Origin of the sequence: Homoserinibacter sp. YIM 151385, from assembly GCF_027912415.1 — a bacterium.
Taxonomy (GTDB): domain Bacteria; phylum Actinomycetota; class Actinomycetes; order Actinomycetales; family Microbacteriaceae; genus Schumannella.
Window position 1 is genome coordinate 579252 of the sequence record NZ_CP115175.1, and the last position, 26234, is coordinate 605485.

The window sequence follows — 26234 nt, forward strand, 5'->3', positions numbered from 1 at the left end:
CTGGTTGTGGGTGGTCGGGTGCGCGTTCGCGCGGCATCCGAGCGGCGCTGACGCGCCTGTTTCGGACGCCGTGCGCCCGCTCATCCGCTGCCCCCGACACCCGGGACATGCGAGACGCCGACCCGAGCGAGCTTGATGCCGAAGAACACCGCCCACGCGAGGAACACGGCTCCCGTGCACGCCGTGAGCAGCGCCCAGTCGAACCACGCGGCGAGCCCAGTCAGCATGTTCAGGGCCGAGTTGAGATTGCCGCCGAGGTCCGTCAGCCACGCCGGCGGCGTCCACTCCGGGAACAGCTTGAGGAACGCGACGATCAGGTTCTGCGCGACGGTCAGGATGTACTCGAAGATCATCAGGACTTCCCCTCCCCCGGTGACGCGTTGAAACCGATCGCGGCGCCGGCCATCCGGAGGATCGCGAACGCAGCGCCGAAGACCGTCGCGATGCTGCTGAACAGCCGGACCTTGCTCGCGGCATCCGCAAGCGGTGTCCCCGGGCACGCGGACGGGATGCCGATGTTCACCGTCGCGTCGCCGTAGTCGAACCGCGCCGGGAAGCCGCCGCAGCCGTTCACGTTGAAGCTCAGATTCCAGCCCTGCACGATCGCGATCAGCTTGCCCGGCGGCGTGCTCCGCCACGCCTGCCCGATGTTCGCGTTCGTGCCCTGCACTACAGAGAGCCTCGGCGCGAAGGCCCACTCAAGCGCGCACTGGACCGGGCGGAAGACGAAGTCGAGCGGGTTCACCGAGAAGTTCGAGCCGCCGCCGCAGGAGCGGGCCTTCGTCGGGTCCTGCCACGGGCGCGCGAACAGCTGCTGATCGAATCGGCTGCCGGTCGTGCCCGTGATCTCGTCACCGTCGCGAGGGTCGGCGTAGGGCCGGCCCTCGACGCGGCGCTGGTAGTTGAAGATCTGCGCGTAGATGTGGCACTCCCCGATCGACACATTCCGCCCGCCGTACTGGCACTGATAGTCGGCCTTGTTGAGCATCCAGCCGTCGCACTTGTCGCCCATCCCGAAGCACGAGAGCCCGGTCGGCTTGTAGACGAGGTCGAGCACGCAATCGCGGTCCTTCGTGCAGCGCTGGTGGTCCTCCGCCATGTACTCCTGGAAGTCGTCGCTGGTCTCCTCGTCCCAGAGCACGTTGCCCTCGGAGTCCGTCAGCGTCGTGCGCACCGGGTAGAACTCGGGCGGCACCTGGGGGCAGCGCGGCTCGGGGAACGAGCCGGAGGACTCCTTGTACGGGGCCGTCGTGTCCTTGATCTTCGACCCGTTGTTCAGCGTGATCGTGCACGTCAGCGTGCGCTCGGGATCAGCTTCCTGGTCCGTCACCTCGGTCCACGGACCCGTCGTGCCGTTCACCCACGGGCGCATAGCGACCGGGTCGAACTGCTGCGACTCACTCGCGGTGCCGATGTAGAACTGCGTCTTCGCGGTCGCGTGCGCAGCGCGACACGACGTGTCGGCGGTCTGCGGGTAGCCGAGCGAGGGGGTCGCGGTGGTCAGCTTGGTCGTGCCGCCGGGGCTCGCCCACCGAATCTGGATCGCGTGCATGACCGCAGTCGCGTCCGGGCCGCCGTAGTTCGACGCGAAGCACCAGATGCGGGCGCTGCCCTGCGTCGCCGGACCGAGACGAGTCAGACAGCCGTCCTGGACGAGGACCGTGTCAGCGTTGCTCTTGCGGATCGGGAGACCGCACAGCGTGAGGTTCACGCCGGCCTCCACATCCGAGTTCACGAACGCCTCGTACTCGGCGGCCTGCGCCCACATGTCGCAGTCTTGGCCGGTGATGAAGTTCGCGAACCCGCCAGAGAAGAACGGGTCCGCGCACACCATCCCCTGACCGTCGAGGCCGAACCAGCTCAACGCGCCGTTGGCCATGTCAGCCCGGAACGCGAACCCCGTCGCGGCCATGCCGAGCGCCCCGACACCCGCCGCGGTCGGCTTGAAGAACTCCTTCGCCTTGAACGCCGGAATTCGGCTGCCGAAGTTGTACCGAGACTTGCTGATCGGCTCGTTGATCTTGTTGATCGGGATCACCCCGGCGAGCTCGTCGCGCTCGAAGTGCCCGTACTGCGAGCCGATCGAGTACGCCGTGGCGCTCGAGGCCGACTGCCGCTTGTACTGATCCGTCCACGCCGCTTTCGCAGCGTCCGTGTTCGTGTCGTAGAGCTGGGCGCCCTTGATCGTGAGCATGTAGTCCCACGCCGAGCCCGGGTCGAGCGGGCCGCGACTCGCGGCGACGGCTCCCGGCGGGGCGATCACTCCGACGAGGATCGAGCCGAGAACGATCGCCGCGACCGCGGACGCGGCAGCGATCGAGCGGAGTACCGTGCGGCGCATGACGAGCCTTCCTGAGACGAGCGGGATGCGGACAGCGCCGCCCACCGAGGGGGGTCGGTGAGCGGCGCTGAAGTGAGCTGACGGGTCAGCTCGCGGCCTTCTTGCCGGCCTTCTTGACGAGGCCGAGGCCGTAGATGATGCCGAAGATCGTGAGGCCCACGGGGATCGCGATCCAGAGCTCGCCCTGGATGTCGCCGAGCGCGGCCACGAAGGCGGAGCCGACGGAGTTCGTTGCACCCATACTGTTCACCTCCTTCCGATTGCTAGCCGGTGCGTCAGCACCATCACGGCACCCAGCATGAACAGCTGAGCGAGTTCAGTGGTCATCGTCACGACGACGCCTCCATGAAGGCGTCGCGGACGAGCAGCACGGCGACGACGAGGCCGTACGCCGGCACGAGGATGACGAGCGCGGCGCTCACTTGAACACCGCCACGGACGCGCCACCGAGGACGAAGGCGAGCAGACCGAGCACGAGACGGATCGGCTCTCGCAGGCCCAGCGCGAACTGCACCAGCTCCTCCGCCGGGGTCACGACGCGACCGCCAGGACAGGTCGGTTCGAGACCAGCAGCTCTCCGACGATTGCGCAGACGTTGCACGACACGAACCGCCCGCCCACGGAGAGCGGCCGCATCACACCACGGCAGGACGGGCAGATCACGAGTCCGCCCCGATCCTGCGGAGCCGGTGACGAAGCCGAGGCGACGCCATGAGCACCGCCGCGCCCATCCAGAGGACAGCGGCGAGCGTCGCCGCGATCGTCACCGCCGGCCAGAGATCCACGTCCGGGACGAGCTCGCCGCTCACGAGCGCGCCGCCACGACGAGGACCGGCACGAGCAGGAAGAGCACGAACCCGAGCCAGAGACCGCCAAGCAGCGGTCCGACGATCGAGCGCGGCTCCGCGACGATCCGACCGATGAGACGGCCATCGTCGTATCCGTCGCGGTACGCGCGCTCCTCGGATCGGCGGCTCACTGGCAGGACTCGCAATCGATCAGCGACGCCGGGTCCACCGGCACGTCGTAGCCGACGATCCGGTCAAACGCCGTCGCCTCCGGGACCTCGTGCACGACGCCGCCCATCAGAACGGCGCTCCCGCCGCGACCGGCTGCTTGCGCGCGGCGGGGTCACCCGGGAGCCCGTCGCCGGAGCGACCGGTACGCGAGACCGTGGCCGTCGCGAACTGCAACGCCGGCCCGACGTGCGAGGCCACGACCTCGATCGAGGAACGCTGCTTGCCGGTGTCCTTGTCCGGCCACGAGGTCTGCACCGCGTGGCCGACGACGATCACCTGGACGCCCTTGCGCAGCGACTCAGCGACGTGCTTCGCCTGATCGCGCCAGACCGTCACCCGCCAGAAGACCGTCGGCTGGTCGTCCCACTCCCCCGAGTCGCGGTTCAGGTTGCGCGCCGTGCACGCGACCCCGAAGTTCGCGACCGGAAGACCGGCCTGCGTGTGCCGCAGCTCCGGATCGGCGGTCAGGTTCCCGACCAGCGTCAGGGTCGTCTCGTTCGCCATGCTCGTGCCTCTCATCAGGTTGCCTAGGGCGTTGTTGGAGACTGTGGCGCATATAACAAGCCCAGCGCCACGGGCCCGGCCGGAATGCCCCCCGGAACCCTCCCGAAATGGGGTCAACGAACGATGCTCAGGTGGCCGCGGGCCGCTGGCCCGGCCCCAGCCGGGGGACTCGTCCCCCGGACCCCAGTCGGTCCGATCCGCCCTCCGCTGACGCTCCGGACGGACCGACCCTCAGCGCACGCCGGCAGCCGCCCGCGGCGCTGCCGATCGACCCGGGCGATCCGTCCGAGCGGGCGGCTCGCTACGGGCGTCCGACACCTGGCGTCCAGGCTGCCGTCGGAGCGTCGAGGAGGCGGCCGGCACCGCGTCGAGGGCTGCCGCGGGAACGCGCGCGCCGACACCCTCCGCTCCGCTCCGGGCCTCGGCCCACGCATTCCCTTGCCATCGAGGAGGGGATGACGATCCAGCACGAGGGGCGAACAGCAGCCGAGCCGAGCACGCTCACGCCGGCACGCCACGACGACCGTGCCCGCCTGCGCGCAATCACCGATCGGGAGACATTCGAGCCGCCGAGAGAGACACCAGGGCTGGGATCGAAGGTGCGATCGCGGATCACGGTCAGCAGCCGGCCCACCTGGTCGCAGATCAGCCCCGAGCCCCTCGGCAGCGCCTTCTTGGCACACCGGATGCGCGAGATAGCCGACGCAGAGTTCCGCCGATGGAAGAGCCGGCTACCGATCCGCGTCGAAGCTCACGACGTCGAGACCTTCGACGCGATCGCGATCGAGCGCAGCCCCTGGCCGACCGTCTGCCCACACTGCGGCGAGGCGATCTAGAGCGTGGAGCCGGGGTACCGCTCCTGCTTCTTCAGGGCATCACGGTATCGCTGCTGCGCTCCCTGGGGCGTCATGCCGAGCGCGTCTCCGATCACCGACCAGTGGACGGCGCCGCCCGATCGCCAACCGCGCTGGCGAAGCTGAATCACCCGGCGCTCAATGATCGCGTCCAGCTCGGCGCGCATAGCCGCGAGATTCCCAAGGTCACCGCCGTCCGCCCTAGGAAGAGCGGCCATCGACGCGGCCACCTGCTCAAGCTGCGCACGGAGCTCCGTCATGGATCAACGGTAGTTGATCCGCGAGCTCAGAATCAACCGCAGTTGATCCGCGATCGCTCAGAAGCGATAGAGGGACGCAAGACGCTCACGCGTCTCCGGATCGCCTGAGACGAGCCGATCCGCGAAGCTAGGCGCATCTGACCGCGCGCCCGGCACCGTCGAAGCGACCGCCTCAGCGGCGGCGAACGCCTGGTGAACCTCAGAGTCGCCCGCCCGCAGCTCCTTCGAGCACGACCAGTCCGCGCGACACACGCAGTCCGCGAAGTGGAAGCCGGCGTCGTCGTCCAGGACGCCGCGATCGAGCGTCAGCAGGCTCAGCAGCTCGACCGCGCCCATCGGAGCCATGCCCGCCGGGGCCTCCGTCACCTCGCCGTACATCAGCGCGCGGTCCTCGCGCCACCACTTCACGAGACGAGCGATATCCGCCGCCGCCGCAACACCGTCGTTCACGCTCACGAATCCGCGGTGACCCCGCATGTACTTCACCCGGCGATTCACCTTCCGGCGACGCTTGCGAACCTCACCGGTCCGCGCATCGGTGCTCGAGCGCCAGACCGCCGTCTTTCGCACGTACTTCTCGGCCCGCTGCTTCCCCCGAAGCATCCGCGCAATGTGCATTATCGGCGCTATACGATCCACGCCACCGCACCTCCCGGTCAGCGCGGCGTCGGTGCGACAGTCGCGCCGCGTCCCGCCGCGGCGAGCAGCATGTCGGTCGCGACGGCCACGAGCCGCTCCGTCATGGGCGACAGCGTCGCGTGCTCGCGGGTCACGAGCGCGATGACGTCGAAGAGCGGCTCCGCGAAGCCGACGGCGTGGAGCTCCGGGCCGAAGGCCGGGCTGCGGGTCACGGCGGTCGCGACCATGGTCTCGCCGAGGCCGCGTGCGACGAGATCCAGCGCGGTTGCGGCGTTCTCGACCTCGATGGCCGGCTCGAGGCGGATGCCAGCCGATTGGGCGCGCTCCGCGAGCTGGCGCCGCGTGGGATCCTGCTCGCCGTAGTGCGCGTCGTAGAGGATGAGCGGCCGCTGGGCGATCCGCTCGATCGTCATGTGGCGGCGGGAGCGCCCGCGCTCGGAGGTCACCCACACGACCTCGTCGCGCAGCAGCGGCGTCACGGCGAGGCCCGCGTCGTCGATCGGGAGCACGACGAGCCCAGCCTCGAGCCCGCCGTCCCTGACGGCGTGCGCGACCTCGACCGAGTTCTGGCCGACGAGCCGGACGCGGACCCCGGGATGCGCCCGATGGAAGCGCTCGGCGAGACCGGAGAGCACGTAGTGCTCGGCATTGCGGAGCACTCCGAAGCTCGCCTCCCCCGCCGTCACCCCGCGCACGGCCCGGAGCGTCTCGTCGGCGCCGTCGACGCCGTCGACGACCCGGCGGGCCCACGGCAGCAGCTCGCGCCCCGCGGCCGTGAGGACGAGACGCCGCCCCCCGCGCACGAAGAACTGCAGGCCGGCGTCGGATTCGAGCCGCCGGATCAGTTCCGACACGGTCGGCTGCGCGACCCCGAGGCGCGCGGCGGCCGCCGTGAAGGTGCCGGTGTCGACGGCCGCGAGGAAGGCCCGGAGCTGCGCGATCTGCATAGGTGAAGCCTATGGCAGGCCTCGAACATGTCGTCGTTGTCCTATGCGACACCGGCTCGCTAGCGTCGCCTCATGCACTTCAGCCACCGCGTCCTCGAATCCCTCTCGGACCGTCTGCGCCTCGTCAAGGTGCCGGCCGCGCCCGGGCCCGCCGCCCAGCTCGACCCGCGGGTCCGCGACACCGTCTCCGCCATGCTGCTCGAGATCGAGCGCCAGGGGATGGACGCCGTGCTCCGGCACGCCGAGCGCCTCGACGGCTGGAGCTCGCCGGAGGTCGAGCTCTCCCCCGACCAGGTGGCCTCGAGCGGTGACCGCCTCGACCCGGCACTGCGCGAGGCGATCGAGTTGGGCTCCGCGAGGACCCGGGCCTTCGCCGCCGCGACCCGCGCGCACCTCGCCGACTTCGAGGAGGAGCCCGTCCCCGGCCTCCGCACGGGCGTGCGCTACGTGCCGCTCGCCCGGGTCGGCGCCTATCTGCCGGCTGGGCGCTTCCCGCTCACGGCATCCGCCTTCATGACCGTCGGCGTCGCGAAGGAGGCGGGAGTCCCCACCGTGCTCGCCTGCACGCCGCCGCAGCCAGACGGCGGGGCCAACGACGCAGTCGTCTACGCGGCGCACCTCGCCGGCGCCGACCGCGTCTTCGTGCTCGGCGGTGTGCAGGCGCTCGCCGCCATGGCCTTCGGCCTGCTCGGCGAGGAGCCGGTCGACATGCTGGTCGGCGCCGGCAACGCCTTCGTGGCGGAGGCGAAGCGCCAGCTCTACGGGCGCGTCGCGATCGACCTGCCCGCCGGTCCGTCGGAGGTCGCGGTCATCGCCGACGAGACGGCTGACCCGGATTGGGTCGCGGCCGACCTGCTGGGCCAGGCCGAGCACGGCACGAACTCCCCCGCCGCCCTCATCACGACCTCCCCCGAGCTCGCCGAGCGCGTCGTGGCGGCGGTCGACTCGCGACTCGCGAGCCTCGAGACGGCCGAGATCGCCGGGCCGGCGTGGCGCGACCACGGCTCGGTCACGGTCGCCGCCGACCGCGAGAGCGCGGCACGGCTCATGGACGACCTCGCGCCGGAGCACCTCGAGCTCATGACCTCCGACGATGCCTGGTATCACGACCGCCTCCGCAACTACGGCTCGATCTTCCTCGGCCCGTGGAGCACGGTCGCCTACTCGGACAAGGGCATGGCGGGGACGAACCACGTGCTCCCGACCGCCGGGGTGGCGCGCCACTCGGCCGGGCTCTCCGTCTCGCGCTTCCTCAAGCCGCTCACCTGGCAGCGGGTCGAGCGGGCGGCGACGGCGGAGCTCGCGCCGGCGGTCGTCACGATCTCGCAGTCCGAGGGGATGGCGGCCCACCGTGACACGGCCCTCATCCGGATCGAGGCCGCCTCCTCATGAGCCGCACGCTCCGGGTCGCCGCGGTGTCGCCGCCCATCCGCACGGGTGCGCTCGACGCGAACCTCGCCACGATCGAGCGCGCCGTCATGGATGCCGCGGCGGCGGGCGCGGCGCTCATCGTGCTGCCCGAGCTCGCGACGAGCGGCTACAGCCTCGCGAGCCCGGACGAGGCACGAGCCGCCGCGCTGCACGGCGAGGACGAGCGCCTCGCCGCACTCGGGCGAGACCTCCCCGATGGCGCCGTCGCGGTGATCGGCTTTGCAGAGCTCGCGGAGGACTCGCTCGCGAACAGCGCCGCCGTGCTCACGGCGGACGGCGTGCTCGGCGTGTACCGAAAGGTGCACCTGTGGGGCGACGAGCCGGACCTCTGGATGCCGGGTGCGGCCGCCGCGCCCGTGCTCGAGACCCCGGTCGGCCGCCTCGGCGTCGCGATCTGCTATGACAACGAGTTCCCCGAGGTGCCGCGCGCGCTCGCGCTGCAAGGCGCCGAGGTGCTTGCGCTCCCCTCGAACTGGCCGCTCGTGCCGAGGCCCGCCGGCGAGCGGGCGCCCGAGGTCGTCCAGGCGATGGCGGCGGCCCGGTCCTCCCGCCTCCCCGTCGTCGTCGCCGACCGGCACGGGAGCGAGCGCGGCGTCGAGTGGACCGGGGGCAGCTGCATCGTCTCCGCCGAGGGCTGGGTCGTCGCGGCCTCACCCGCCGGTCCCCTGCACGCCGAGGTCGAGATCCCCGGCGACCGGCGCCTCGGCCCCCGCAACGACGCGCTCGCCGACCGCCGCCCCGAGCACTACCGCTGACGACCGCCCCGACCACCCGAGAAGAAGGCTGAGAGATGACCGCCGACGGCTCCACCACCGCCCCCGCGCCCGTTCGCGCGATCGAGAGCAAGTCGATCGACTGGGTGCCCATCGGCGAGCGCCGCGGGCGCCCGCGCACGCTGTTCCCCCTCTGGTTCATGTCGAACGCGCAGCTCACGACGCTCGCGACGGGCATGCTCGGCGCCGCGCTCGGCGCGAGCTTCCTGAGCTCCGTGATCGCAATCGTGCTCGGCATGGCCGTCGGCACGGTGTTCACCGCGTTCCACTCGGCCCAGGGGCCCCAGCTCGGCCTCCCCCAGATGATCCAGTCGCGTGCGCAGTTCGGCTACCGCGGCGTCGTGCTGATCTGCGCCGTCGTCGTCTTCAGCATCGTCGGCTTCAACATCTTCAATCAGATGCTCGCCGCCGACGTCGTCGTCATGACGACCGGCATCGACGCGCCGGATCTCTGGTACGTCGTCATCACGGCCCTCGCGCTCCTGCTCGCGATCTGGGGCTACCACTGGATCCATGCGACCCAGAAGTGGCTGACGGCGCTCTTCCTCGTGACCTTCGGCGTCTTCACCGTCGCCGCCGCGATCGTCCTGCCCCTCGACGCCGCGCAGCTCAGCCTCGAGGGCTTCGCCTGGGGACCGTTCCTCGTCCAGTTCGGCGGTGCCGCCGCCTACGGCCTCGGCTGGGCGCCCTACGTCTCCGACTACTCCCGCTACCTGCCCCCGCAGACGAGCTCGCGGGCCGCGCTCGTCCACACCTTCGGCGGCGTGTTCCTCGGCGGCGCCTGGCTCATGGTCCTCGGCGCTTTCGTCGCCGCGCTCTACGCCGGGGTCTCGCCGCTCGAGGGCGTCCGGGACGCGGCCGACGCGGTCCTGCCCGGCTCCGGGTTCTGGCTGCTCATCGCCGGCATCCCCGGGCTCATCAGCGTCATCACCGTCAACATCTACGCTGCCGCGCTGGAGCTCGTGACGATCGTCGACTCCTTCCGCCCCATCACGCCGAGCCGGCGCGTTCGCATCCTCGCCTGCACGGTCGTCGGCGTCGCCGGCCTCCTCGGCGCCGTCCTCAGCACGGGCGAGTTCCTCGACAACTTCAGCAGCTTCCTCGTCGTCCTGCTCTACGTGCTCGTGCCGTGGACCTCCGTCAACCTCGTCGACTACTACTTCGTGCGGCGCGGACGCTACGCGGTGCGCGAGATCTTCGTCCCCGGCGGCGTGTACGGCAACTGGGGCTGGCGCGGGCTGCTCGCCTACGGGCTCGGCATCCTCGCGATGGTGCCCTTCGTCGTGACCTCCTTCTTCACGGGGCCGGTCGCGACGGCCATGGGCGGGATCGACGTGGCACTCTTCGTGGGGCTCGGCGTCTCCGCCCTCGTCTACCTCCTGCTCGCCCGCTCGCTCGACCTCGGCGAGGAGCGCCGGCTCGCGGAGGAGGACGCGCACGCCGGCGGGCCGAGCTCGGTCGCCTTCGACGGCTCGCGCTGAGCGGGGCGCGGCCTAGCCGGCCGCCGCGGAGACGGCGCGGATGAGCTCCGGCAGCTCACGCGGCTCGCACTCGTGGCCATCGGCGGCGAGCTCCTCCGGGCTCAACCAGGCCCAGCGCACGACATCGCGCAGCTCCTCCTCCGTCCAGCCGTCGCGCACGGGCTCGAAGCGCTCGACCGTGATGCCGTACCAGGCCCGGTGACCCTCCGTGTAGGGATGCCAGCGCTGGTCGGGCTCGAAGTCCTCCTCGCGGAAGGGGGCCGGCAGGATCTCGATCCGGAGCCCGGTCTCTTCGCGCACCTCGCGGATCGCGGCCTCGTCGTGCGTCTCCCCCGGGTCGACGCCGCCGCCCGGCGTGATCCAGCGCGGCGCGACGGCGTGCGTCTTGCCGTGATTGAGGAACAGCAGCGCCCGACCCGCGTCGTCCACGAGGATCACCCGCGAGGTGGCGCGGAATCGCGGCGCCGCGTTCATGTCGACGCCGGGATATACCGCGCGAGCCACTCGAGGATGATCTCGAAGCGCTCGAGCCGGTGGCGCGGTCGGCCCGCCCGGCTCAGCTCGTGGTCCTCCCCCGGGAAGACGACGAGCTCGGTCTCGACGCCGTTGCGCTTGAGCGCCGAGTAGTAGCGCTCCGCCTGCGACAGCGGGCAACGGAGGTCGAGCTCGGAATGCAGGACGAGCGTCGGCGTCGTCACCTGGTCGACGACCGCCTGCGGGCTCTGCGTCGCGCGGTGCGCCGCCTCCCTGCCGGTGTACTCGTCCGCGAAGAACCCGCCGATGTCGCTCGTGCCGATGAAGACCTCCGGGTCGAGGAACCCCCGCTCCACGACCGCCGCGCGGAACCGATGGTCGTGCGCGATCGTCCAGGCCGTGAGGTAGCCGCCGTAGGAGCCGCCGAGGACGGCCGTGCGCTCGCCGTCGAGCTCGGGGTGGGCCGCGACGGCGCCGTCGAGGAGGTCGAGCACGTCGTCGAGGTCGACCGTGCCCATCGCCTCCTTGATGGCTCGCCCGTGCGCCTGTCCGTAGCCCGCCGAGCCGCGCGGGTTGCCGTAGACGACCGCGTAGCCCGCATCCACGTACACCTGCGTCTCGTCGAAGAGGTGCACGCCGTAGCTCGCGAAGGGCCCGCCGTGGATGTTGAGGAGCACGGGATGCGGCCCCTCCCCCGGCGGGATCGCGACCCAGCCGTGCACGGGATGGCCGGATCGTCCCACGACCTCGAGCTCGACGGGTGCGACGAGTCCGGTCGAGCGCGCGGCCGCGCCGAAGTCCGTGAGCCGGGTGAGGCGACCGTCCGGCTCGACGCGCGCGAGCTCGCCGAGCGAGTCCGGAGCCGCGAGCGCGACGACCACGGCCTCCCCCGCGCTCGCGTGCCCGGAGACCTCGATGTCACCCGCTGCGAGCACCTCGACGCGCCCCGCGTCGTCGATGCGCAGCAGGGGCACGCGGCCGCGGACGCGGTCCTGCGCGAGCACCGCACCCGGCCCGGCCTGCGAGAGGTGCGCGCCGATCTCCGCCAGGTCGTGCGCATCGGGGTCGGTCAGCCGGGTCACCCGCTCCCCGTCCACGAGATGGAGGGCCGCATTGCGCGCGACGAAGTCGAGGGCCGTGGGGCCGAGGTCCTGGGCGATGAACCAGAGGCGGTCGTCCGGGCCCCAGAGCAGGTCGACGATCGAGAGCGGGTGCTCGTCCGTGCGCCGACGCGGCTCCGACGACTCGTCGGCGTCGATCGGGAGCTCCCACACGTCCGAGCGGAGGTCGTCCTCGCGGGAATCGTGGAGGGATGCGATGAAGGCGACGCGCGAGCCGTCGGGGCTGAGCGCCGGGCTGGCGTGATCGGCGTCGGCGAAGGTGAGCTGCCGCGCCTCGGGCAGGCGCGAGGCAGCATCCCCCGAGGGCTCGTCGCCCGGGCGGGGTGCCGGGTCGTAGTGCGGCTCCGCGTCGAGCGACGGCACCTCGAGCACGAAGAGCTGCGTGCGGCGATCACGCGACCAGCCGAGCCCGTTCGACTTCGTGCCGAGCGCCGTGAAGCGCCGCGCGGGCTCCGCCTCCGCCGCGAGCCCCTCGACCGTGCCGTAGCGGCCCGGCTCCGGCACGCGGGCCGCGAACACGATCCGCGCGCCGTCGGGCGACCACGTGAAGCCGCTCACGCCGAGCGGCTGCGCCGTGATCGCCAGCGGCTCGCCGCCGCGGGCGTCGAGGAGGTGCAGCTGGGGACGGCCGTCGACCGGGCGCAGGAAGGCGATCGCGGAGCCGTCGGGCGAGAACGCCGGCGAGCGGTCGGCGCGGCCTCGGGTCAGGCGCCGCGGTGCGCCGCCCTCGAGGGCCACGCTCCAGAGCTGCCCGACGTTCGCGTCGGCGTCGAGGTCCGGCCGCGAGGTCGCCACGACCGCCCAGGACCCGTCGGGGTGGAGCGAGGGAAGGCCGACGGTCGTGAGGAGCTCGAGGTCGGCGGCCCGCATCAGGCGCCCTGGAAGCCCGAGACGTCGCCGACGTAGCGGGTGTGGTTCTCGGGGATGGGCTCGACCGCCGCCTTCGCGACCTCCGCCGCGAACTCCGAGACGTTGTAGAGACGGCCCGCGTCCTCGCGGCGCGACTGGATCGCACCCGGGTTCGCGCGCTCGAGGAGCGTCGCGGTGATGGTGCCCTCGATCATGTCGCCCGAGACGACCACGAAGGAGATCCCGGCGGACTCGAGCTCGAGGATCCGGGCGCGCAGCCCATCCTCGCCCGCGCGCTTCGAGCGGGCGACGACGTCGTACTCGTCCATCGTCTCGACCGTGTTGATGAAGTGCGCCTGGTGGCTCGTCACGAAGACGACCCGGCTGCCCTCCGCGAGCAGCGGGATCGCCGCCTCGAGGAGCGCGACCTGCGCGTCGCGGTTGAGCTGCATGGCGTAGTCCTCGGCCATGCCCTGCTCCATGCCGCCGGAGGCGTTGAGGACGAGGATGTCGAGCCCCGCCCACTCGGTGCGGATCGTCTCGAACAGCGCTCGACGCGAGGCCGGGTCGGTGAGGTCGGCGCCGATGGCCATCGCCTCGCCCCCGGCCGCCTCGATCCGGCCCACGACCTTGTCGGCGCGGGCGGCCTTGTTGCGGTAGTTGATGACGACCTTCGCACCGGCCGCCGCGAGGAACTGCGCCGTGTCGGCGCCGATGCCGCGCGAGGAGCCCGTCACGAGGGCGCGCTTGCCCGCGAGGGCGCCTGCGGGGAGGACGTTGGGGGTGTCAGTCGAATCCACCCTCCGACCCTACTGCGCGCCGCCGTCTGAGTCGTCCTCACGGTGATAGCGTCGCCATGACATCCCGCGCGACGAGAGGGTGCCGATGTTCCCCGACCTCACCCAGTACCTCTGGATCGTCTGGCTCGTGTTCGTGGTGCTGTTCGTGATCGTCGAGCTCGTGACCCTCGAGTTCACCTTCCTCATGCTCGCGGCGGGCTCGCTCGTCGGCGGGCTCGGCATGAACCTCATCGGCGCGCCGTGGTGGGCCCAGATCGGCACGGCGGCGGTCGTCTCGGCGCTGCTGCTCTTCACCATCCGGCCGCTCCTGCTCAGGACCCTCAAGAAGGGCGCCGATCCGACCCCGAGCAACGTGGATGCGCTCCACGGCCTCGGCGGGCGCGTCACGGTCGCCTTCGCCGACGGCGCCGGCACGGTCAAGCTCGACAACGGCGAGACCTGGACCGCGCGCCGCTCCCCCGCGGGCGCGACCGACATCCCGCTCGATCAGGGCGCCCGGATCGTCGTCACCCGCATCCACGGCGCGACCGCCGAGGTCGCGCCCGCTCCCACCGCCAGTCCCACCGCAGAAAGGAGCGAGGATGCTTGACTCCGGGGCCTTCATCGGCCAGTTCTTCATCATCGCGCTGCTCGTCGTCGTCGCGATCTTCGTGATCGTGATGCTCTTCCGCTCGATCCGGATCATCCCGCAGGCCTACGCCGGCGTCGTCGAGCGCCTCGGGAAGTACCACAAGACCCTCCAGCCGGGCCTCAACCTGCTCGTGCCCTTCATCGACCGGCTCCGTCCGCTCGTCGACATGCGCGAGCAGGTCGTCTCGTTCCCGCCGCAGCCGGTCATCACCGAGGACAACCTCGTCGTCTCGATCGACACGGTCGTGTACTTCCAGGTCACGGACGCGCGCGCCGCGACCTATGAGATCGCGAACTACCTGGGCGCCGTCGAGCAGCTCACCACGACGACGCTCCGCAACGTCGTCGGCGGGCTCAACCTCGAGGAGGCGCTGACCAGCCGCGACAACATCAACGGCCAGCTCCGCATCGTCCTCGACGAGGCGACCGGAAAGTGGGGCATCCGCGTGGGCCGCGTCGAGCTCAAGGCGATCGACCCGCCCGTCTCGATCCAGGACTCCATGGAGAAGCAGATGCGCGCCGAGCGCGACCGCCGCGCCGCGATCCTCACGGCCGAGGGCACGAAGCAGTCGCAGATCCTCGAGGCGGAGGGGCGCCGGCAGTCGGACATCCTCCGCGCCGAGGGCGAGGCGAAGGCCGCGGTGCTGCGCGCGCAGGGCGAGGCCGAGGCCATCCAGACCGTCTTCACCGCGATCCACGCCGGCAACCCGGACTCGAAGCTGCTCGCGTACCAGTACCTGCAGACCCTGCCGAAGCTCGCCGAGGGCGACTCCAACAAGATGTGGATCATCCCCTCCGAGCTCACCGAGGCCCTCAAGGGCATCGGCGAGGGCTTCTTCGCGCCCCGTGGCACGCCGCCCGGCCAGTAGCGGGGGCGAGGGCTTCCTCTCCCCGGCTCCCCCGCGCATCCTCGCGCACCGGGGCCTCGCGCTCGAGGCCCCGGAGAACTCCCTGCTCGCCTTCGCCAAGGCGCTCGCGATCGGGGTCACGCACCTCGAGACCGACGTGCACGGCTCGGCCGACGGGGTCTCGGTCGTGAGCCACGACCCCGATCTGGTTCGCGTCGCGGGGCGGGATGTGCGGGTCGCGCAGCTGACGATGGCGGAGCTCCGTCGGATCCCGCTCGGCGAGGCGCAGGGCTACAGCTCCCTCGCGGAGGCGCTCGACGCATTCCCGGACGCGCGCTTCAACATCGACATCAAGTCCGAGGACGCGATCGCGCCGACGATCGCGGCGATCCGCGAGGCGCGGGCGATCGACCGCGTGCTGATCTCGTCCTTCAGCAGGTCGCGCCGACGCGCGGTCGTCGAGGGCCTCCCCGGCGTCGCGACCTCCCTCTCGGCCTCCGAGGTCGCGCCGCTCCTCCTCGCGGCTCGGCTCGGCGCCCGGGCCGCCGTGCGGCGCCTGGTCCGCGGGATCGACGCCGTGCAGATCCCGCCGCGCGCGAAAGGCATCGACCTCGTTCCCCGAGGCGCCGTCGAGGCGATCCGCGCCGCCGGGGTCGAGCTCCACATCTGGACGGTCAACGACCCGGCCGAGATGCACCGCCTCCTGGATCTGGGCGTCGACGGACTCGTCACCGACCGGGCCGATCTCGCGGTCGAGGTGCTCGCCGCCCGCGCATGACCGCCGCCGGGCAATGCCCTGTGAATGGTCTGGATCGGCCGTGGATCGGGCATCCCGAGGAGGACCCTTGCGTTAGACCTGGGTACAGCGCAGAGGAGGCCACACGATGGCAGATCGCAGTCTGCGCGGCATGCGACTCGGATCCCAGAGCCTACAGAGCGAAATCGGGGTCGAGTTCTCGCCGCGCAAGAAGTCCACATATCGCACGGCCGAGGGGCTGACCTTCGAGGTCACGTTCGCCGCGGAGGCCGACATCCCGGATGTCTGGCCCTCGCCCAAGACGGGTGAGGAGGGGCGTCTCGTCGGCGACGACGGCGCGCTCGTCGAGGTCGAGGAGGTCGAGACGAAGACCCCCCGCACCCACTGGGACATGCTGCTCGAGCGCCGCACCCGCGACGAGCTCGAGGAGCTCCTCCAGGAGCGGCTCGAGCTGCTCCGGGCCCGCCGAGGCGGAGCGAAGCGCTCCGCCTAGGCTCGGATCCCCCACAGGACCAGGCGCGTCGGGTACGGCCGGCGCGCCTCACCTGTGTCCGGGGGCGATCAGCCCGCGCGGCGACGCCCGCGGAGGACGACGCCCGCGACCGCGAGCGCCCCGAGGCCGCCGAGGGCGAGCAGCCACTCGAGCTGACCGCCGAGCAGCGCCGCCGGCGTGGTCGTCGTCGAGAGGGGCACGTCCTCGACGAGCGCGCCCGGCTCGAAATCGGGCAGCGCCGCCTGGGTGGAGCCGTCCGCCCGGATGACGGCCGTCGACGCCACCGTCGACACGCTCACGAGCGAGCGCCCGAGCTCCATCGCCCGGATGCGGGCGATCGCGAGCTGCTGACGGCTCTCGTCGGTCTGCCCGAAGTCGGCGTTGTTCGTCTGCGCGACGAGCACCTGCGCGCCCTCGGCGACCGATCGCCGCATGATCCGGTCGTCGACGATGTCGAAGCAGATGTCGAGCCCGACGAGCACCTCCCCGATCCGGGCGACCGTATCGGTCGTGCCCGGGGTGTACTCGCGCTGCACGAGATCGATGAGGTCCGGCGCGAAGGGCCGCCAGAAGGCCCGATCCGGGATGTACTCGCCGAAGGGCACCGGATGCTTCTTGTCGTAGAAGTCGACCGCGCCCTCGCCGTCCCGCCAGACGAGCGAGGTGTTGAAGTACTGCTCGCCGCGCATCGTCACGGTGCCGGCGACGAGCGGAGCCCCCGCGGCCCGCGACACCTCATCGAACACGCGTGCCGCAGCCGGCACCCGGAGGGGATCGAGGTCGCTGCCGCCCTCCGGCCAGATGACGACATCGACGTCGTCGTCGAGCACGGGGATGCTCGCCTCGACCTGGTCGCCCAGGTTGTCGCCCGTGCGCTCGGGCGGATCGAAGTAGCCCGCCTTCGCGTTCCCCTGGACCGCCGCGACGCGCAGGCCCCCCTCGATCGCGATCGGCCAGGCCGGCGCCGCCACGAGACCCGTCGCCACCGCGGCGACGAGCGTCGCCCGGACCAGTCGCGACACCCGCACCTCCTCGATGGCCTCGAGCGCGACCGCCGCGAGCCAGACGAGCAGGAACGAGACCCCCGCGACGCCCACGAGCGAGAACAGGCCGGCGATCGGGCTCTCCGACTGCGACAGCGCGACTCGCCCCCAGGCGAAGCCGCCGTACGGCCACACGCTCGCCACGCCCTCCCGCAGCGTCCAGAGCCCTGCGACGACCGCGGGCAGGAAGAGCAGGCGCGCGAGGATGCCGGGCCAGACCCGCGGGATCCAGCGGTACGCGAGCGCGATGAGGACCGTTCCGCCACCCCACCAGAGCGACATGAGCGTCGTGAGCGCCATCCACGGCACGACGCCGAGGAACTCGGTCGCCCAGTGGATGTGCACCCCGTAGAAAGACCAGCCGAAGAGCGAGCCGACGAGCATCGCGCCGCCGAGGCGGCGGCCCTTCGCGATCACGAGGGCCACGAGGATAGAAGGCACGGCGAGAGCCCAGACGTCGCGGTCGGGGAAGGCCGCATCCAGCAGGATGCCGCCCGCCACGGCCGCCAGGCACGCCGCCCAGAGCGGCAGCGAGTGCTGCGGCGCCGTGCGCGGGGTCATGCGACCGTCGAATCCGCGACAATGCCGCGACGGATCGAGTCGATCGCGAGCCGCGCGGTCCGGCCGAGCTCGCCGTCGGCGACGATCGAGACCTGATCGAGCAGGTCGACGGCCTGCTTCATCCAGCGCACGAAGTCGCCGGCCGCGAGGTCCGCATCCCGGAGCACGCTGTCGAGTCGGGCGCCGCCCGCCCAGCGGAAGGTCGCGAGGGCGAGACCGGCGGCGGGCTGGTCGCGGCCCTGGAGGCGGTGCTCCTCCTCGAGGTCGCTGAGCTCCGCCCAGATGAGCTCGGTCTGCTCGAAGGCGGGCCGGAAGCGCCCCTTCGGGAGCCCGCCCTCCCCCGCGCCGCGATCCTCCCGACGCGGCTCGAAGACGAGCGACACCGCGATCGCGGCGAGTGCGGGCGCGTCCAGGCCGGTCCACGCGCCGCGCCGGAGGCACTCGGCGACGAGGAGGTCGCGCTCGCCGTAGATGCGGCGCAGCGTGCGTCCCGGGGCCGCGACCTCGAGGCCGTGCTCGCCTGAGGCGAGATAGCCGAGCTCGAGCAGCACCTCCGACACGCGGTCGAAGACCTTCGCGATGACGCCCGTGCGCCCCCGGATCTGCCGCGAGATCTGGTCGGTCTCGCGCTTGAGCCGCCACCAGCGCTCCGCCCAGCGCGCGTGCGCCTCCCGGTCGCTGCACGAGTGGCAGGGGTGCTGCCGCATGCGCTTGCGCAGCTCCGTCATGTGGCGCTGGCGGCGATCCCGCTCCCCCCGGCCCGCCTGATCCTGCTTGCCGGTCTTGCGCTCGAGATCGGTCAGCTCTCGTCGGATGCCGGCATACTCGGCGAAGTCGCCCAGGTGGCAGCGCATCGCCTCCGCGTAGCCGTCGAGCGACTCCTGCTGGCTCCGGACCTTCCGCGCGAGGTCGACGACCGCACGGTCCGCCTGGAACTGCGCGAAGGAGGACTCGAGGATCTCGCGCGTGCGATCGCGGCCGAACTGCTCGATCAGGTTGACCGCCATGTTGTAGGTCGGCCGGAAGCTCGAGTTGAGCGGGTAGCTCCGGCGGCTCGCGAGGGAGGCGACCGCCTGCGGGTCGAGGCCGGTCGACCACTGGATGACGGAGTGGCCTTCGACGTCGATGCCGCGACGGCCCGCGCGGCCGGTGAGCTGCGTGTACTCCCCCGGTGTGATGGGGACGCGGGCCTCGCCGTTGAACTTCTCGAGCTTCTCGAGCACGACGGTGCGAGCCGGCATGTTGATCCCGAGTGCGAGCGTCTCGGTCGCGAACACGACCTTGAGCAGCTTGCGCTGGAAGAGCTCCTCGACGACCTCCTTGAAGGCGGGGAGGAGGCCCGCGTGGTGCGAGGCGACGCCGCGCTCGAGGCCCTCGAGCCAGTCCCAGTAGCCGAGGACGCCGAGATCCTCGTCGCGGATCGCGCGGCAGCGCTCCTCCGCGATCTCGCGGATCTCCTCGCGCTCCCAGGCCTGCGTCAGCACCACGCCGGAGCGCAGCACCTGCGTCACGGCCGACTCGCAGCCGATCCGGCTGAAGACGAAGAAGATCGCGGGCAGCAGGTTCCGGTCGTCGAGCATGCGCACGACCTCGGCGCGGTCCATCCGGTCGGCGTTGCGGAAGTCGCGCCGGCCGGTGTCCTTGTGGTGGATGCGGCGGAGGTCGCCGCCCGCGCGCCCCCGGATCTGGCGTCCGCCCGCCGCGGCCAGCCGCGCGAGCTCCGGGTTCACGCGGTTCGTCGCCGCCTGGCCCGAGGAGTCGAAGAGGTCGAGCATCTTCGAGCGCACGAGCACGTGCTGGTCGAGCGGCACCGGCCGCTCCTCGCTCACGATGACGTCCGTGTCGCCGCGGACGGCCTGCAGCCAGTCGCCGAACTCCTCCGCGTTCGACACCGTCGCAGAGAGCGACACCATGCGCACCTGCTGCGGGAGGTGGATGATGACCTCCTCCCAGACGGCGCCGCGGAAGCGGTCGGCCAGGAAGTGGACCTCGTCGAGCACGACGTAGCGCAGGTCGCGCAGCAGCGGCGAGTCCGCGTAGAGCATGTTGCGGAGCACCTCGGTGGTCATGACGACGATGCGCGCCGAGCTGTTGATGTTGCTGTCGCCCGTGAGGAGGCCGACCTCATCGGCCCCGTACTCGCGCTGCAGCTCCTGGAACTTCTGGTTCGAGAGCGCCTTCATCGGCGTCGTGTAGAAGACCTTGTCGCGCGGCGCGAACATCGCGAGGTACACCGCGAACTCGGCGACGACCGTCTTGCCGGCGCCCGTCGGCGCCGCGACGAGGACGCTCCGCCCCTCCTCGAGGGTCTGGCAGGCCGCGAGCTGGTACGGGTCGAGGTCGTAGGCGAGCCCCACCCGGAAGGCCTCGAGACGCGGCGACCCCCGTCGAGCCCGGGATGCCGCGTAGCGCTCCGAGGGCGAGGGTCGCGCGGCCTCGCGCGCGCTCACGCCTCCGCCGCCAGCGAGGCGTCGATGCGCTCGGCGCGGCGGGCGACCGCCTTGTCGTGGAAGTAAGCCACGAAGTAGGCCGCGAAGTAGAGCGCCACCATCGGGATGGCGAGCATGAACATCGACACGATGTCGGCCGCGGGGGTCGCGGTGGCGGTGAAGAGCGTGATCGTCAGGATCGCCCAGCGCCAGCCCTTGATGATCCCGGCCGCCGAGAGCACGCCCATGAAGTTGAGCAGCACGAGGAAGACGGGGAGCACGAAGGCGACGCCCGTCGCGAGCACGAGCTTGAGGATGAAGTCGATGAAGTACTTCGCGTCGTAGTAGCTCGTGCCGCCCTCCGGGACGAAGGTGTTCATGAGCTCGACGATGTGGGGCATGACGAGGAACCCGGCGGCGCAGCCGCTGAGGAACAGCGGGACGGCGGAGAAGAAGAAGCCGAAGGTGAAGCGCTTCTCGCGGCGGCTGAGCCCCGGCACGAGGAACGCGAAGATCTGGTAGAGCCAGAACGGGCTCGAGATGACGATGCCGACCGTGAGCGCGATCTGGAAGCGGATGTCGAAGGCCGTCGCGATGCCGGCGTAGTTGACCGAGACCTGGCCGGTCTTCGCGTCCTCGATCACGCTGATGGGCGTCGACAGGTACGCCCACACGAGATCGAAGAGGAGGAAGCCGGCGACCGTGCCGACGACGACCGCGATGGCAGAGCGGAACAGCCGCTTCCGGAGCTCGACGAGGTGCGCGCCGAGCGACATCCGGCCTTCCGGGTTCCGCGCCCTCCGCTGGAAGCGCGTGGCCATCGAGCTCAGCTTCGGTCGGTGCCCGGGCTCGAGGCCCCGGTGTCCCGCGCGGCGGAATCGCGCGCGGCGGCGGTGGTGCCGGCCTCGTTCCGCGTGACCCCGTCGGCCGTGCCCTCGGCCGTCTCCTCGCCCTTGTCGTCCTTCATGCTCTTGATCTCGCTGCGGAAGATCCGGGTCGACTGCCCGAGGCTCCGCGCGAGGGCCGGCAGCCGGGTCGCGCCGAACAGGAGCAGGATCACGAGCAGGACGACGACCAGATGCCATCCGGTGAAGGTGTTGCCGAAGATTCCCATGGTTCCGTTCCTGTCGTCGAGCGGTTCCCGCAGTCTACCCCAGCACCTCGGCGCGGGCCCGGAGCCGGCGGGGAGTCAGCGGTACTGGGCGAGCGCCCGCTCGGCCCAGTCGCGGACGGCGGTCCGCGCGTCCGCGGGCTCGACGACCCTGGCCGAGCCCGGCATCCCGGCGACGAGGCGCGTCAGCGCGCCGAGATGCGAGATCGGGAAGTCGACCCGCGCGCGCTCCCCCAGAGGCGTCGCGGCCGCGCCGTCGGGGAGGTAGTCCTCGATGAGCGGGAGGGCGGCGGCGCTGAGCTCGAGCGTCACGGGGATGTCCTCGGGCGCGCCCGTGAACAGCGTCTCGGGCAGGGCGAGCTCGGAGGGCTGGTGCCGGATGGGCTCCTCGACGACGACGAGCTCCGAGATGCGGTCGATCCGGAAGGTGCGCAGGGCCGTGCGCAGGTGGCACCAGCCGCGCAGGTACCAGTCCGCGTCCACGCTCTCGAGGCGGAGCGGATCGACCCGGCGTCGCTCTCGGCCGCCGCGGGCGCCGAGGTAGTCGAACTCGAGCTGCACCCCGCGCGCGATCGCGTCGCGGACGGGCGCGAGCGAGGCGTCCGCCGCGGCCTCCTCGACCGCGACCTGGCTCGGGAGTCCGCTCGCACCGCGCGAGAGCTTCGCCATGAGCGAGTCGACCGCTGCCCGGTCCGCGTACTCCGGCAGCGAGGAGAGGTACTGGAGGCCGGCGAGCAGCGCCGCCGCCTCCCGCGCCGAGAAGCGGGGCGCGTCGTCGATCGCGACGAGGTTCGTGATGACGATCTCGTCATCGTCCTCGAAGGCGTCCCACGCGATGTCGAAGAGGTCGGCGTGCTGGTAGGACGAGGTGTCACCGGGCACGCCGCTCACCGCGATGAGCTCGACGGCCTCGCGGATGGCCTTCTCGGTCATCCCGAAGTGCGCCGCGGCGTCGGCGACGCTCACGCGGTGCTGGTCGACCAGCCACGGGACGAGGGCGAGCAGGAACGCGAGCTTGTCGCGCGCCTGGAGGTGCTGCTGCCGTTCAGCCATGATCGGCCGCCGATCGCTCGAGCCGCGCGACGACCGCCTCGACGAGCGCGGGCGGCGACATCACCCGCACCTCGGGGCCGAAGGAGGCGAGCTCGTCGGCGAGGATGTTGAGATCCACGAAGTGGAGGCGCAGCGTGTCCTCGCCGAGCGAGGAGGCGCCGCGGCGCTTCGCGAGGCGGCGGGCGGAATCCGTCTCGGGCACGACGCGGACCTCGGCGATGCCGGCATCCCAGACCCGCTCGAGGCTCTCGAGCGCGCGGGCGCCGTGGTCGCCCGGCCGAGGCGGCGCGGCCCGGCCGAGCGCGACCGGTCCCACGATCCGGCGCAGGAGGAACATCTTCTCGGCGCCCGTGCCGGTCTCCTCGGCGAAGAAGTGCCAGCGCCCCTGGTACTGCACGAGCGCGAGCGGGACGACCTCGCGGTCGCGGGCCCGCTCCTCCCCCGGCTTGAGGTACGGGAAGCGCGTGACGAGATGACGCTCGAGCGCCTGGCTCAGCGGCTCGAAGGCGGCGTCGCGCAGGCGGAGCCGCGGCGCGTAGCCGAGAAGCGGCGTCTCGACCCCGGCGCCCAGGCCGCGGAGCTTGAGGAGCGCGCGCCGCGACTCGGAGGAGATCGAGCCCTCGCGCCACACCATGCCCGCGAGGCCGAGCAGCGCCGTCTCCTCGGCCGAGAAGCGCACATCCGCCGGCAGCTCGTACTCGCCGCGCGGGATCCGGTAGCGCAGCGTCTGGTTGTTGCCCGCGTCGCCGGGGGTCTCGATCGTCTCGAGCGGCACCCCGAGATCCCGGATGTCGTCCTTGTCGCGCTCGAACTGGCGCTCGAGGTTCGCGTTGTCGCCCGACGCCCGGTACTTCTGGCGGTACCCCTGGACGGTCGAGAGGATGTCGTGCTTGGTGAGCCCCGACTCGGTCGCGAGCAGCGCGAGCACGAGGCTGAACAGGCGCTCCTCGACGGGCACGCGCGGCGGCTTCCTCACCGCTCCCTGCTCGTCCTTCGGCACGCTCTCGATCCTAGGCCGCGGGGGCCGGGATCAGCGGACGACGCCGAGGATGTCGACGACGAACACGAGCGTGGAGCCGGGTGCGATCGACCCGGCCTGGCTGTCGCCGTAGCCCTCCTCCGGCGGCACCACGAGCAGCACCTGGGAGCCGACCTTCTGGCCGTCGAGGCCCTTCACGAAACCCGAGATGAGGCCCCCCTGGGTCTCGCCGTCGGAGGCCACGAGGTCGAAGGCGGTCGGGACGCCGCGCTCCCAGGCCGAGTCGAAGGACGTCGGGTCCTGCTCCCAGACCCAGCCGGTGTACTTGACGACGATCTGGTCGCCCTCGGCGACCGCCTGGCCGCCGCCCGCCTTGATGACGGCCGCGTGGAGCTCGCCGTCCGGCGGGGTCGGGGTCGGCAAGGTGATGCCGGGCTGGCCGTCGGGCGCCGTGACGACCGAGGGGAGGCCGGCCTCGGGCAGCTGGTTGAGGCCGTCGGCCTTGCCGAGGTAGCGGTCCACCACGTCGATCACGAAGACGATGGTGGCGTCGTCCTGGACCCCGCTCTGGGAGAGCACGCCCTCGCCGAAGGCCTCGGCCGCGGTCGTCGTGAGCGCGATGCGCGAGCCCTCGGCCGAGCAGACGATCGACTCGTCGATCGAGTTGCTGTCGCCCGCGTCTCGGAACGAGAGCGTGTCACCCTCGTACCCGGTCGAGCCGAGCGGGGTGCCGTCGGCGGCGTAGACGCTGTAGACGACCGAGGCCGAGTCGCCATCGCGCAGCGTGTCGCCGTCGCCCTCGACGAGCACCGAGCGCTGCGAGCCCTCGGTCACGAGCGGGCTCGGGAAGTCGGTCTCCGGGTCCGAGCCGATGCCGCCCTCGGCGGTGACGGTCTCCGAGGCCGCGCCCGGCTGCAGCGGCGCATCGCAGCCGGCCGAGGCGCCGGGACCGGAGGGCGCGCACGCGGCCAGCGAGGTCAGCACGATGGCGGCGGTCAGCAGCGCGGGGATTCTGCGCACGGAGCGTCTCACTTTCGGTGGGGAGCGGAACAATGCTACTGGCTCGGCGGGAGCGGGCCGTCCCCGCCCGGTCGACGCGCGGTCCGCTCGGCCATGCCCTCGGCATCCCGCACGACGCGGCGGAGCCGCTTGTCGCTGCGGGTCCGCTCGCCCAGCGCCCCCGGCGTCCACACCTCGACGTCGGCGTCCTCGTACTCGCTCTTCGAGGCGCGCCGCTTGAGCTCGGGGAGCTCCGCTCCGGGCGCGAGGCGTCGGGCCGTCACGAGGAAGCCCGTGTGGCCGACCATGCGGTGATCGGGCCGCACCGCGAGCCCCTCGACGTGCCAGCCGCGGACGAGCGTCTCGAAGGGGTCCGGATGCGTGTAGCCGCCCGTCCGGCGGATCGCCTCCGTGACGCGCGAGAGCTGGGTCACGGTCGCGACGTAGCAGATGAGGAGGCCGCCGGGCGCGAGGGCCTCCGAGACGGCGTCGATGCACTCCCAGGGCGCGAGCATGTCGAGCACGACCCGGTCGACCGTGCCGGGCTCGGCCGACTGCGGGAGGGTGTCGGCGAGGTCGCCGACCTCGACCGACCAGTTCGCGGGCTCCTCGCCGAGGAAGCTCTCGACGTTCGCACGGGCGATCGTCGCGAACTCCTCGCGGCGCTCGAAGGAGCGCAGCCGCCCCTCCGAGCCGATCGCGCGGAGCAGCCACAGCGAGAGCGCCCCCGAGCCGACGCCCGCCTCGACGACCGAGGCGCCCGGGAAGATGTCCGCCTGCGCGACGATCTGCGCCGCGTCCTTCGGGTACACGATCGCGGCGCCGCGCGGCATCGACATGACGAAGTCGGAGAGGAGCGGGCGGAGCGCGAGATAGCGGTCGCCGTTCGAGCTCTCCACGACGCTGCCGTCGTCGAGGCCGATGAGCGCCTCGTGCTGGAGGACGCCGCGATGCGTGTGGAAGGCCTGCCCGGTCTGGAGCGTGATGGTGTTCATCCGCCCCTTCGGGCCCGTGAGCTGGACCCGGTCGCCGAGCTGGAAGGGGCCGCGCCGCGTGCCGCTCATCGGGCGACCCGGCTCGCCGCGAAGATCTCGGCGAGATCCTCGACCGTGCGCCCCTCGAGGCCGTCCCAGCGGGTGTACGCGGGGCTCTCGGGCAGCGCGACATGGAGCGGCACCGCGAGGGCGACCGCGCCCGAGGCGACCGCCGAGGCGATCCCGGGCTTCGAGTCCTCGATCGCGACGGCATCCCGCGGGTCGATCCCGAGCCGCTCGGCGGCGAGCAGGTAGGGGGCGGGATCGGGCTTGGGCCGCTCGACGTCGTCGCCCGCGACCACGAGGTCGAAGGAGGGGTCGCCCTGGGCGTCCGGGCCGACCGCCTCCGCGACCTCGAGCGCCATGCGGCGCAGCGACATCGTGACGAGCGCCGTCGGGATGCCGACGGCGCGCACCGAGGCGAGGAGCTCGCGGGCGCCCGGCCGCCACGGGACGACCTCGACGACCTGCGCGTGCACGCGGTCGGTCAGGGTGTCGACGATCTCGTCGATCGAGAGCCCGACCCCGCGCGACTGGAAGACGGCCGCCGCGTCGCGCAGCCCGGAGCCGACGAGCTGGAGGCCCTCCTCGGCGCTCCACGTGCCGCCCCACTCGCGCACGAGCTCGCCCTCCGCGCGGATCCAGTAGGGCTCGGTGTCGACGATCGTGCCGTCCATGTCCCAGAGGACTGCGGCGGGGAGGGTGCTGGTCACGGGGCACGATTCTACGGGTGCCGACGCCGACGCTCCTGAGGGGCCTAGGGTGGAGGATCGGCGCCGGGACGGTCGGCGCCGGGAAGGACGG

Annotated in this window: 29 protein-coding genes; 8 read left to right on the forward strand and 21 right to left on the reverse strand. The window is 71.9% G+C overall.

The window, feature by feature from the left end:
- Window positions 1-80: 80 nt before the first annotated feature.
- The 6 genes from OF852_RS02770 to ssb all read right to left on the reverse strand — a co-directional run bounded on the left by OF852_RS02770 (window position 81) and on the right by ssb (window position 3879).
- Window positions 81-353 carry a hypothetical protein gene (locus OF852_RS02770; RefSeq protein ID WP_271120289.1) on the reverse strand — a complete coding sequence of 91 codons (273 nt, stop codon included), beginning with the start codon at window positions 351-353 and terminating at the stop codon, window positions 81-83.
- Window positions 353-2341 carry a hypothetical protein gene (locus OF852_RS02775; RefSeq protein ID WP_271120290.1) on the reverse strand — a complete coding sequence of 663 codons (1989 nt, stop codon included), beginning with the start codon at window positions 2339-2341 and terminating at the stop codon, window positions 353-355. Before OF852_RS02775 ends, OF852_RS02770 begins: the two co-directional genes overlap by 1 nt.
- Before the next feature lie 85 nt (window positions 2342-2426).
- Window positions 2427-2582 (reverse strand): hypothetical protein, encoded by a 156-nt coding sequence (locus OF852_RS02780; protein WP_271120291.1) that lies wholly within the window; start codon window positions 2580-2582, stop codon window positions 2427-2429.
- Window positions 2583-3000: 418 nt separating this feature from the next.
- Complete coding sequence (locus OF852_RS02785; RefSeq protein WP_271120292.1) at window positions 3001-3150, reverse strand: hypothetical protein; 150 nt, start codon at window positions 3148-3150, stop codon at window positions 3001-3003.
- The gene (locus OF852_RS02790) at window positions 3147-3320 is read right to left on the reverse strand and encodes a hypothetical protein (protein WP_271120293.1); all 174 of its coding nucleotides are present in this window, start codon (window positions 3318-3320) and stop codon (window positions 3147-3149) included. The genes OF852_RS02785 and OF852_RS02790 overlap by 4 nt, the downstream gene beginning before the upstream one ends.
- A gap of 106 nt (window positions 3321-3426) precedes the next feature.
- The gene (gene ssb, locus OF852_RS02795; RefSeq protein ID WP_271120294.1) at window positions 3427-3879 is read right to left on the reverse strand and encodes a single-stranded DNA-binding protein; all 453 of its coding nucleotides are present in this window, start codon (window positions 3877-3879) and stop codon (window positions 3427-3429) included.
- A gap of 440 nt (window positions 3880-4319) precedes the next feature.
- Between ssb and OF852_RS02800 the strand changes: the two genes are divergently transcribed.
- The gene (locus OF852_RS02800; protein ID WP_271120295.1) at window positions 4320-4700 is read left to right on the forward strand and encodes a hypothetical protein; all 381 of its coding nucleotides are present in this window, start codon (window positions 4320-4322) and stop codon (window positions 4698-4700) included.
- Here the strand turns inward: OF852_RS02800 and OF852_RS02805 are convergent.
- From OF852_RS02805 to OF852_RS02815, 3 genes are read right to left on the reverse strand one after another with little or no spacing between them, the layout of a single operon-like run.
- Window positions 4697-4978 (reverse strand): hypothetical protein, encoded by a 282-nt coding sequence (locus OF852_RS02805; RefSeq protein ID WP_271120296.1) that lies wholly within the window; start codon window positions 4976-4978, stop codon window positions 4697-4699. The two genes, OF852_RS02800 and OF852_RS02805, sit on opposite strands and share 4 nt — an antisense overlap.
- 57 nt (window positions 4979-5035) lie before the next feature.
- A complete protein-coding gene (locus OF852_RS02810) occupies window positions 5036-5581 on the reverse strand; it encodes a hypothetical protein (protein ID WP_271120297.1) in 546 nt (181 codons plus the stop codon).
- 53 nt (window positions 5582-5634) lie between these two features.
- Entirely contained in the window at window positions 5635-6564 is a 930-nt protein-coding gene (locus OF852_RS02815) for a LysR family transcriptional regulator (protein WP_271120298.1), read from the reverse strand.
- 72 nt (window positions 6565-6636) lie between these two features.
- Between OF852_RS02815 and hisD the strand changes: the two genes are divergently transcribed.
- Genes hisD through OF852_RS02830 form a run of 3 tightly spaced genes read left to right on the forward strand, consistent with a single transcriptional unit; the run spans window position 6637 to window position 10249 of the window.
- Window positions 6637-7956 (forward strand): histidinol dehydrogenase, encoded by a 1320-nt coding sequence (gene hisD, locus OF852_RS02820; RefSeq protein ID WP_271120299.1) that lies wholly within the window; start codon window positions 6637-6639, stop codon window positions 7954-7956.
- Window positions 7953-8750 (forward strand): nitrilase-related carbon-nitrogen hydrolase, encoded by a 798-nt coding sequence (locus OF852_RS02825; RefSeq protein ID WP_271120300.1) that lies wholly within the window; start codon window positions 7953-7955, stop codon window positions 8748-8750. The genes hisD and OF852_RS02825 overlap by 4 nt, the downstream gene beginning before the upstream one ends.
- A gap of 35 nt (window positions 8751-8785) precedes the next feature.
- Entirely contained in the window at window positions 8786-10249 is a 1464-nt protein-coding gene (locus OF852_RS02830) for a purine-cytosine permease family protein (RefSeq protein WP_271120301.1), read from the forward strand.
- 12 nt (window positions 10250-10261) lie between these two features.
- On the opposite strand, the gene OF852_RS02835 is transcribed toward OF852_RS02830, so the two are convergent.
- Genes OF852_RS02835 through OF852_RS02845 form a run of 3 tightly spaced genes read right to left on the reverse strand, consistent with a single transcriptional unit; the run spans window position 10262 to window position 13493 of the window.
- On the reverse strand, window positions 10262-10753 hold the full coding sequence (locus OF852_RS02835) for an NUDIX hydrolase (protein ID WP_271120302.1): 492 nt from the start codon (window positions 10751-10753) through the stop codon (window positions 10262-10264).
- Window positions 10720-12714 carry a S9 family peptidase gene (locus tag OF852_RS02840; RefSeq protein ID WP_271120303.1) on the reverse strand — a complete coding sequence of 665 codons (1995 nt, stop codon included), beginning with the start codon at window positions 12712-12714 and terminating at the stop codon, window positions 10720-10722. Before OF852_RS02840 ends, OF852_RS02835 begins: the two co-directional genes overlap by 34 nt.
- Entirely contained in the window at window positions 12714-13493 is a 780-nt protein-coding gene (locus tag OF852_RS02845) for an SDR family oxidoreductase (protein WP_271120304.1), read from the reverse strand. Before OF852_RS02845 ends, OF852_RS02840 begins: the two co-directional genes overlap by 1 nt.
- Window positions 13494-13578: 85 nt before the next feature.
- Between OF852_RS02845 and OF852_RS02850 the strand changes: the two genes are divergently transcribed.
- From OF852_RS02850 to OF852_RS02865, 4 genes are all read left to right on the forward strand, one after another.
- A complete protein-coding gene (locus tag OF852_RS02850; RefSeq protein ID WP_271120305.1) occupies window positions 13579-14082 on the forward strand; it encodes an NfeD family protein in 504 nt (167 codons plus the stop codon).
- The gene (locus OF852_RS02855) at window positions 14075-14992 is read left to right on the forward strand and encodes an SPFH domain-containing protein (RefSeq protein WP_271120306.1); all 918 of its coding nucleotides are present in this window, start codon (window positions 14075-14077) and stop codon (window positions 14990-14992) included. The genes OF852_RS02850 and OF852_RS02855 overlap by 8 nt, the downstream gene beginning before the upstream one ends.
- Window positions 14970-15749: a glycerophosphodiester phosphodiesterase family protein gene (locus OF852_RS02860; protein ID WP_271120307.1), complete on the forward strand. Its 780-nt coding sequence runs from the start codon at window positions 14970-14972 to the stop codon at window positions 15747-15749. Before OF852_RS02855 ends, OF852_RS02860 begins: the two co-directional genes overlap by 23 nt.
- Before the next feature lie 106 nt (window positions 15750-15855).
- Window positions 15856-16221, forward strand: a complete 366-nt coding sequence (locus OF852_RS02865) for an RNA polymerase-binding protein RbpA (RefSeq protein WP_271120308.1) — start codon at window positions 15856-15858, stop codon at window positions 16219-16221.
- 68 nt (window positions 16222-16289) lie between these two features.
- On the opposite strand, the gene lnt is transcribed toward OF852_RS02865, so the two are convergent.
- The 9 genes from lnt to OF852_RS02910 all read right to left on the reverse strand — a co-directional run bounded on the left by lnt (window position 16290) and on the right by OF852_RS02910 (window position 26143).
- Complete coding sequence (lnt, locus tag OF852_RS02870) at window positions 16290-17825, reverse strand: apolipoprotein N-acyltransferase (RefSeq protein ID WP_271120309.1); 1536 nt, start codon at window positions 17823-17825, stop codon at window positions 16290-16292.
- Complete coding sequence (locus tag OF852_RS02875) at window positions 17822-20275, reverse strand: DEAD/DEAH box helicase (protein WP_271120310.1); 2454 nt, start codon at window positions 20273-20275, stop codon at window positions 17822-17824. The genes lnt and OF852_RS02875 overlap by 4 nt, the downstream gene beginning before the upstream one ends.
- Window positions 20272-21075: a twin-arginine translocase subunit TatC gene (gene tatC, locus OF852_RS02880; RefSeq protein WP_271120311.1), complete on the reverse strand. Its 804-nt coding sequence runs from the start codon at window positions 21073-21075 to the stop codon at window positions 20272-20274. The genes OF852_RS02875 and tatC overlap by 4 nt, the downstream gene beginning before the upstream one ends.
- Window positions 21076-21080: 5 nt before the next feature.
- Window positions 21081-21368 (reverse strand): Sec-independent protein translocase subunit TatA, encoded by a 288-nt coding sequence (tatA, locus tag OF852_RS02885; protein WP_271120312.1) that lies wholly within the window; start codon window positions 21366-21368, stop codon window positions 21081-21083.
- 75 nt (window positions 21369-21443) lie between these two features.
- Entirely contained in the window at window positions 21444-22418 is a 975-nt protein-coding gene (locus OF852_RS02890) for a helix-turn-helix transcriptional regulator (protein ID WP_271120313.1), read from the reverse strand.
- Window positions 22411-23418: a helix-turn-helix transcriptional regulator gene (locus OF852_RS02895; protein WP_271120314.1), complete on the reverse strand. Its 1008-nt coding sequence runs from the start codon at window positions 23416-23418 to the stop codon at window positions 22411-22413. The genes OF852_RS02890 and OF852_RS02895 overlap by 8 nt, the downstream gene beginning before the upstream one ends.
- 30 nt (window positions 23419-23448) lie before the next feature.
- A complete protein-coding gene (locus tag OF852_RS02900; protein WP_271120315.1) occupies window positions 23449-24417 on the reverse strand; it encodes an FKBP-type peptidyl-prolyl cis-trans isomerase in 969 nt (322 codons plus the stop codon).
- Window positions 24418-24452: 35 nt separating this feature from the next.
- The gene (locus OF852_RS02905) at window positions 24453-25460 is read right to left on the reverse strand and encodes a tRNA (adenine-N1)-methyltransferase (protein WP_271120316.1); all 1008 of its coding nucleotides are present in this window, start codon (window positions 25458-25460) and stop codon (window positions 24453-24455) included.
- Complete coding sequence (locus tag OF852_RS02910) at window positions 25457-26143, reverse strand: HAD family hydrolase (protein ID WP_271120317.1); 687 nt, start codon at window positions 26141-26143, stop codon at window positions 25457-25459. The genes OF852_RS02905 and OF852_RS02910 overlap by 4 nt, the downstream gene beginning before the upstream one ends.
- Window positions 26144-26234: the final 91 nt, after the last annotated feature.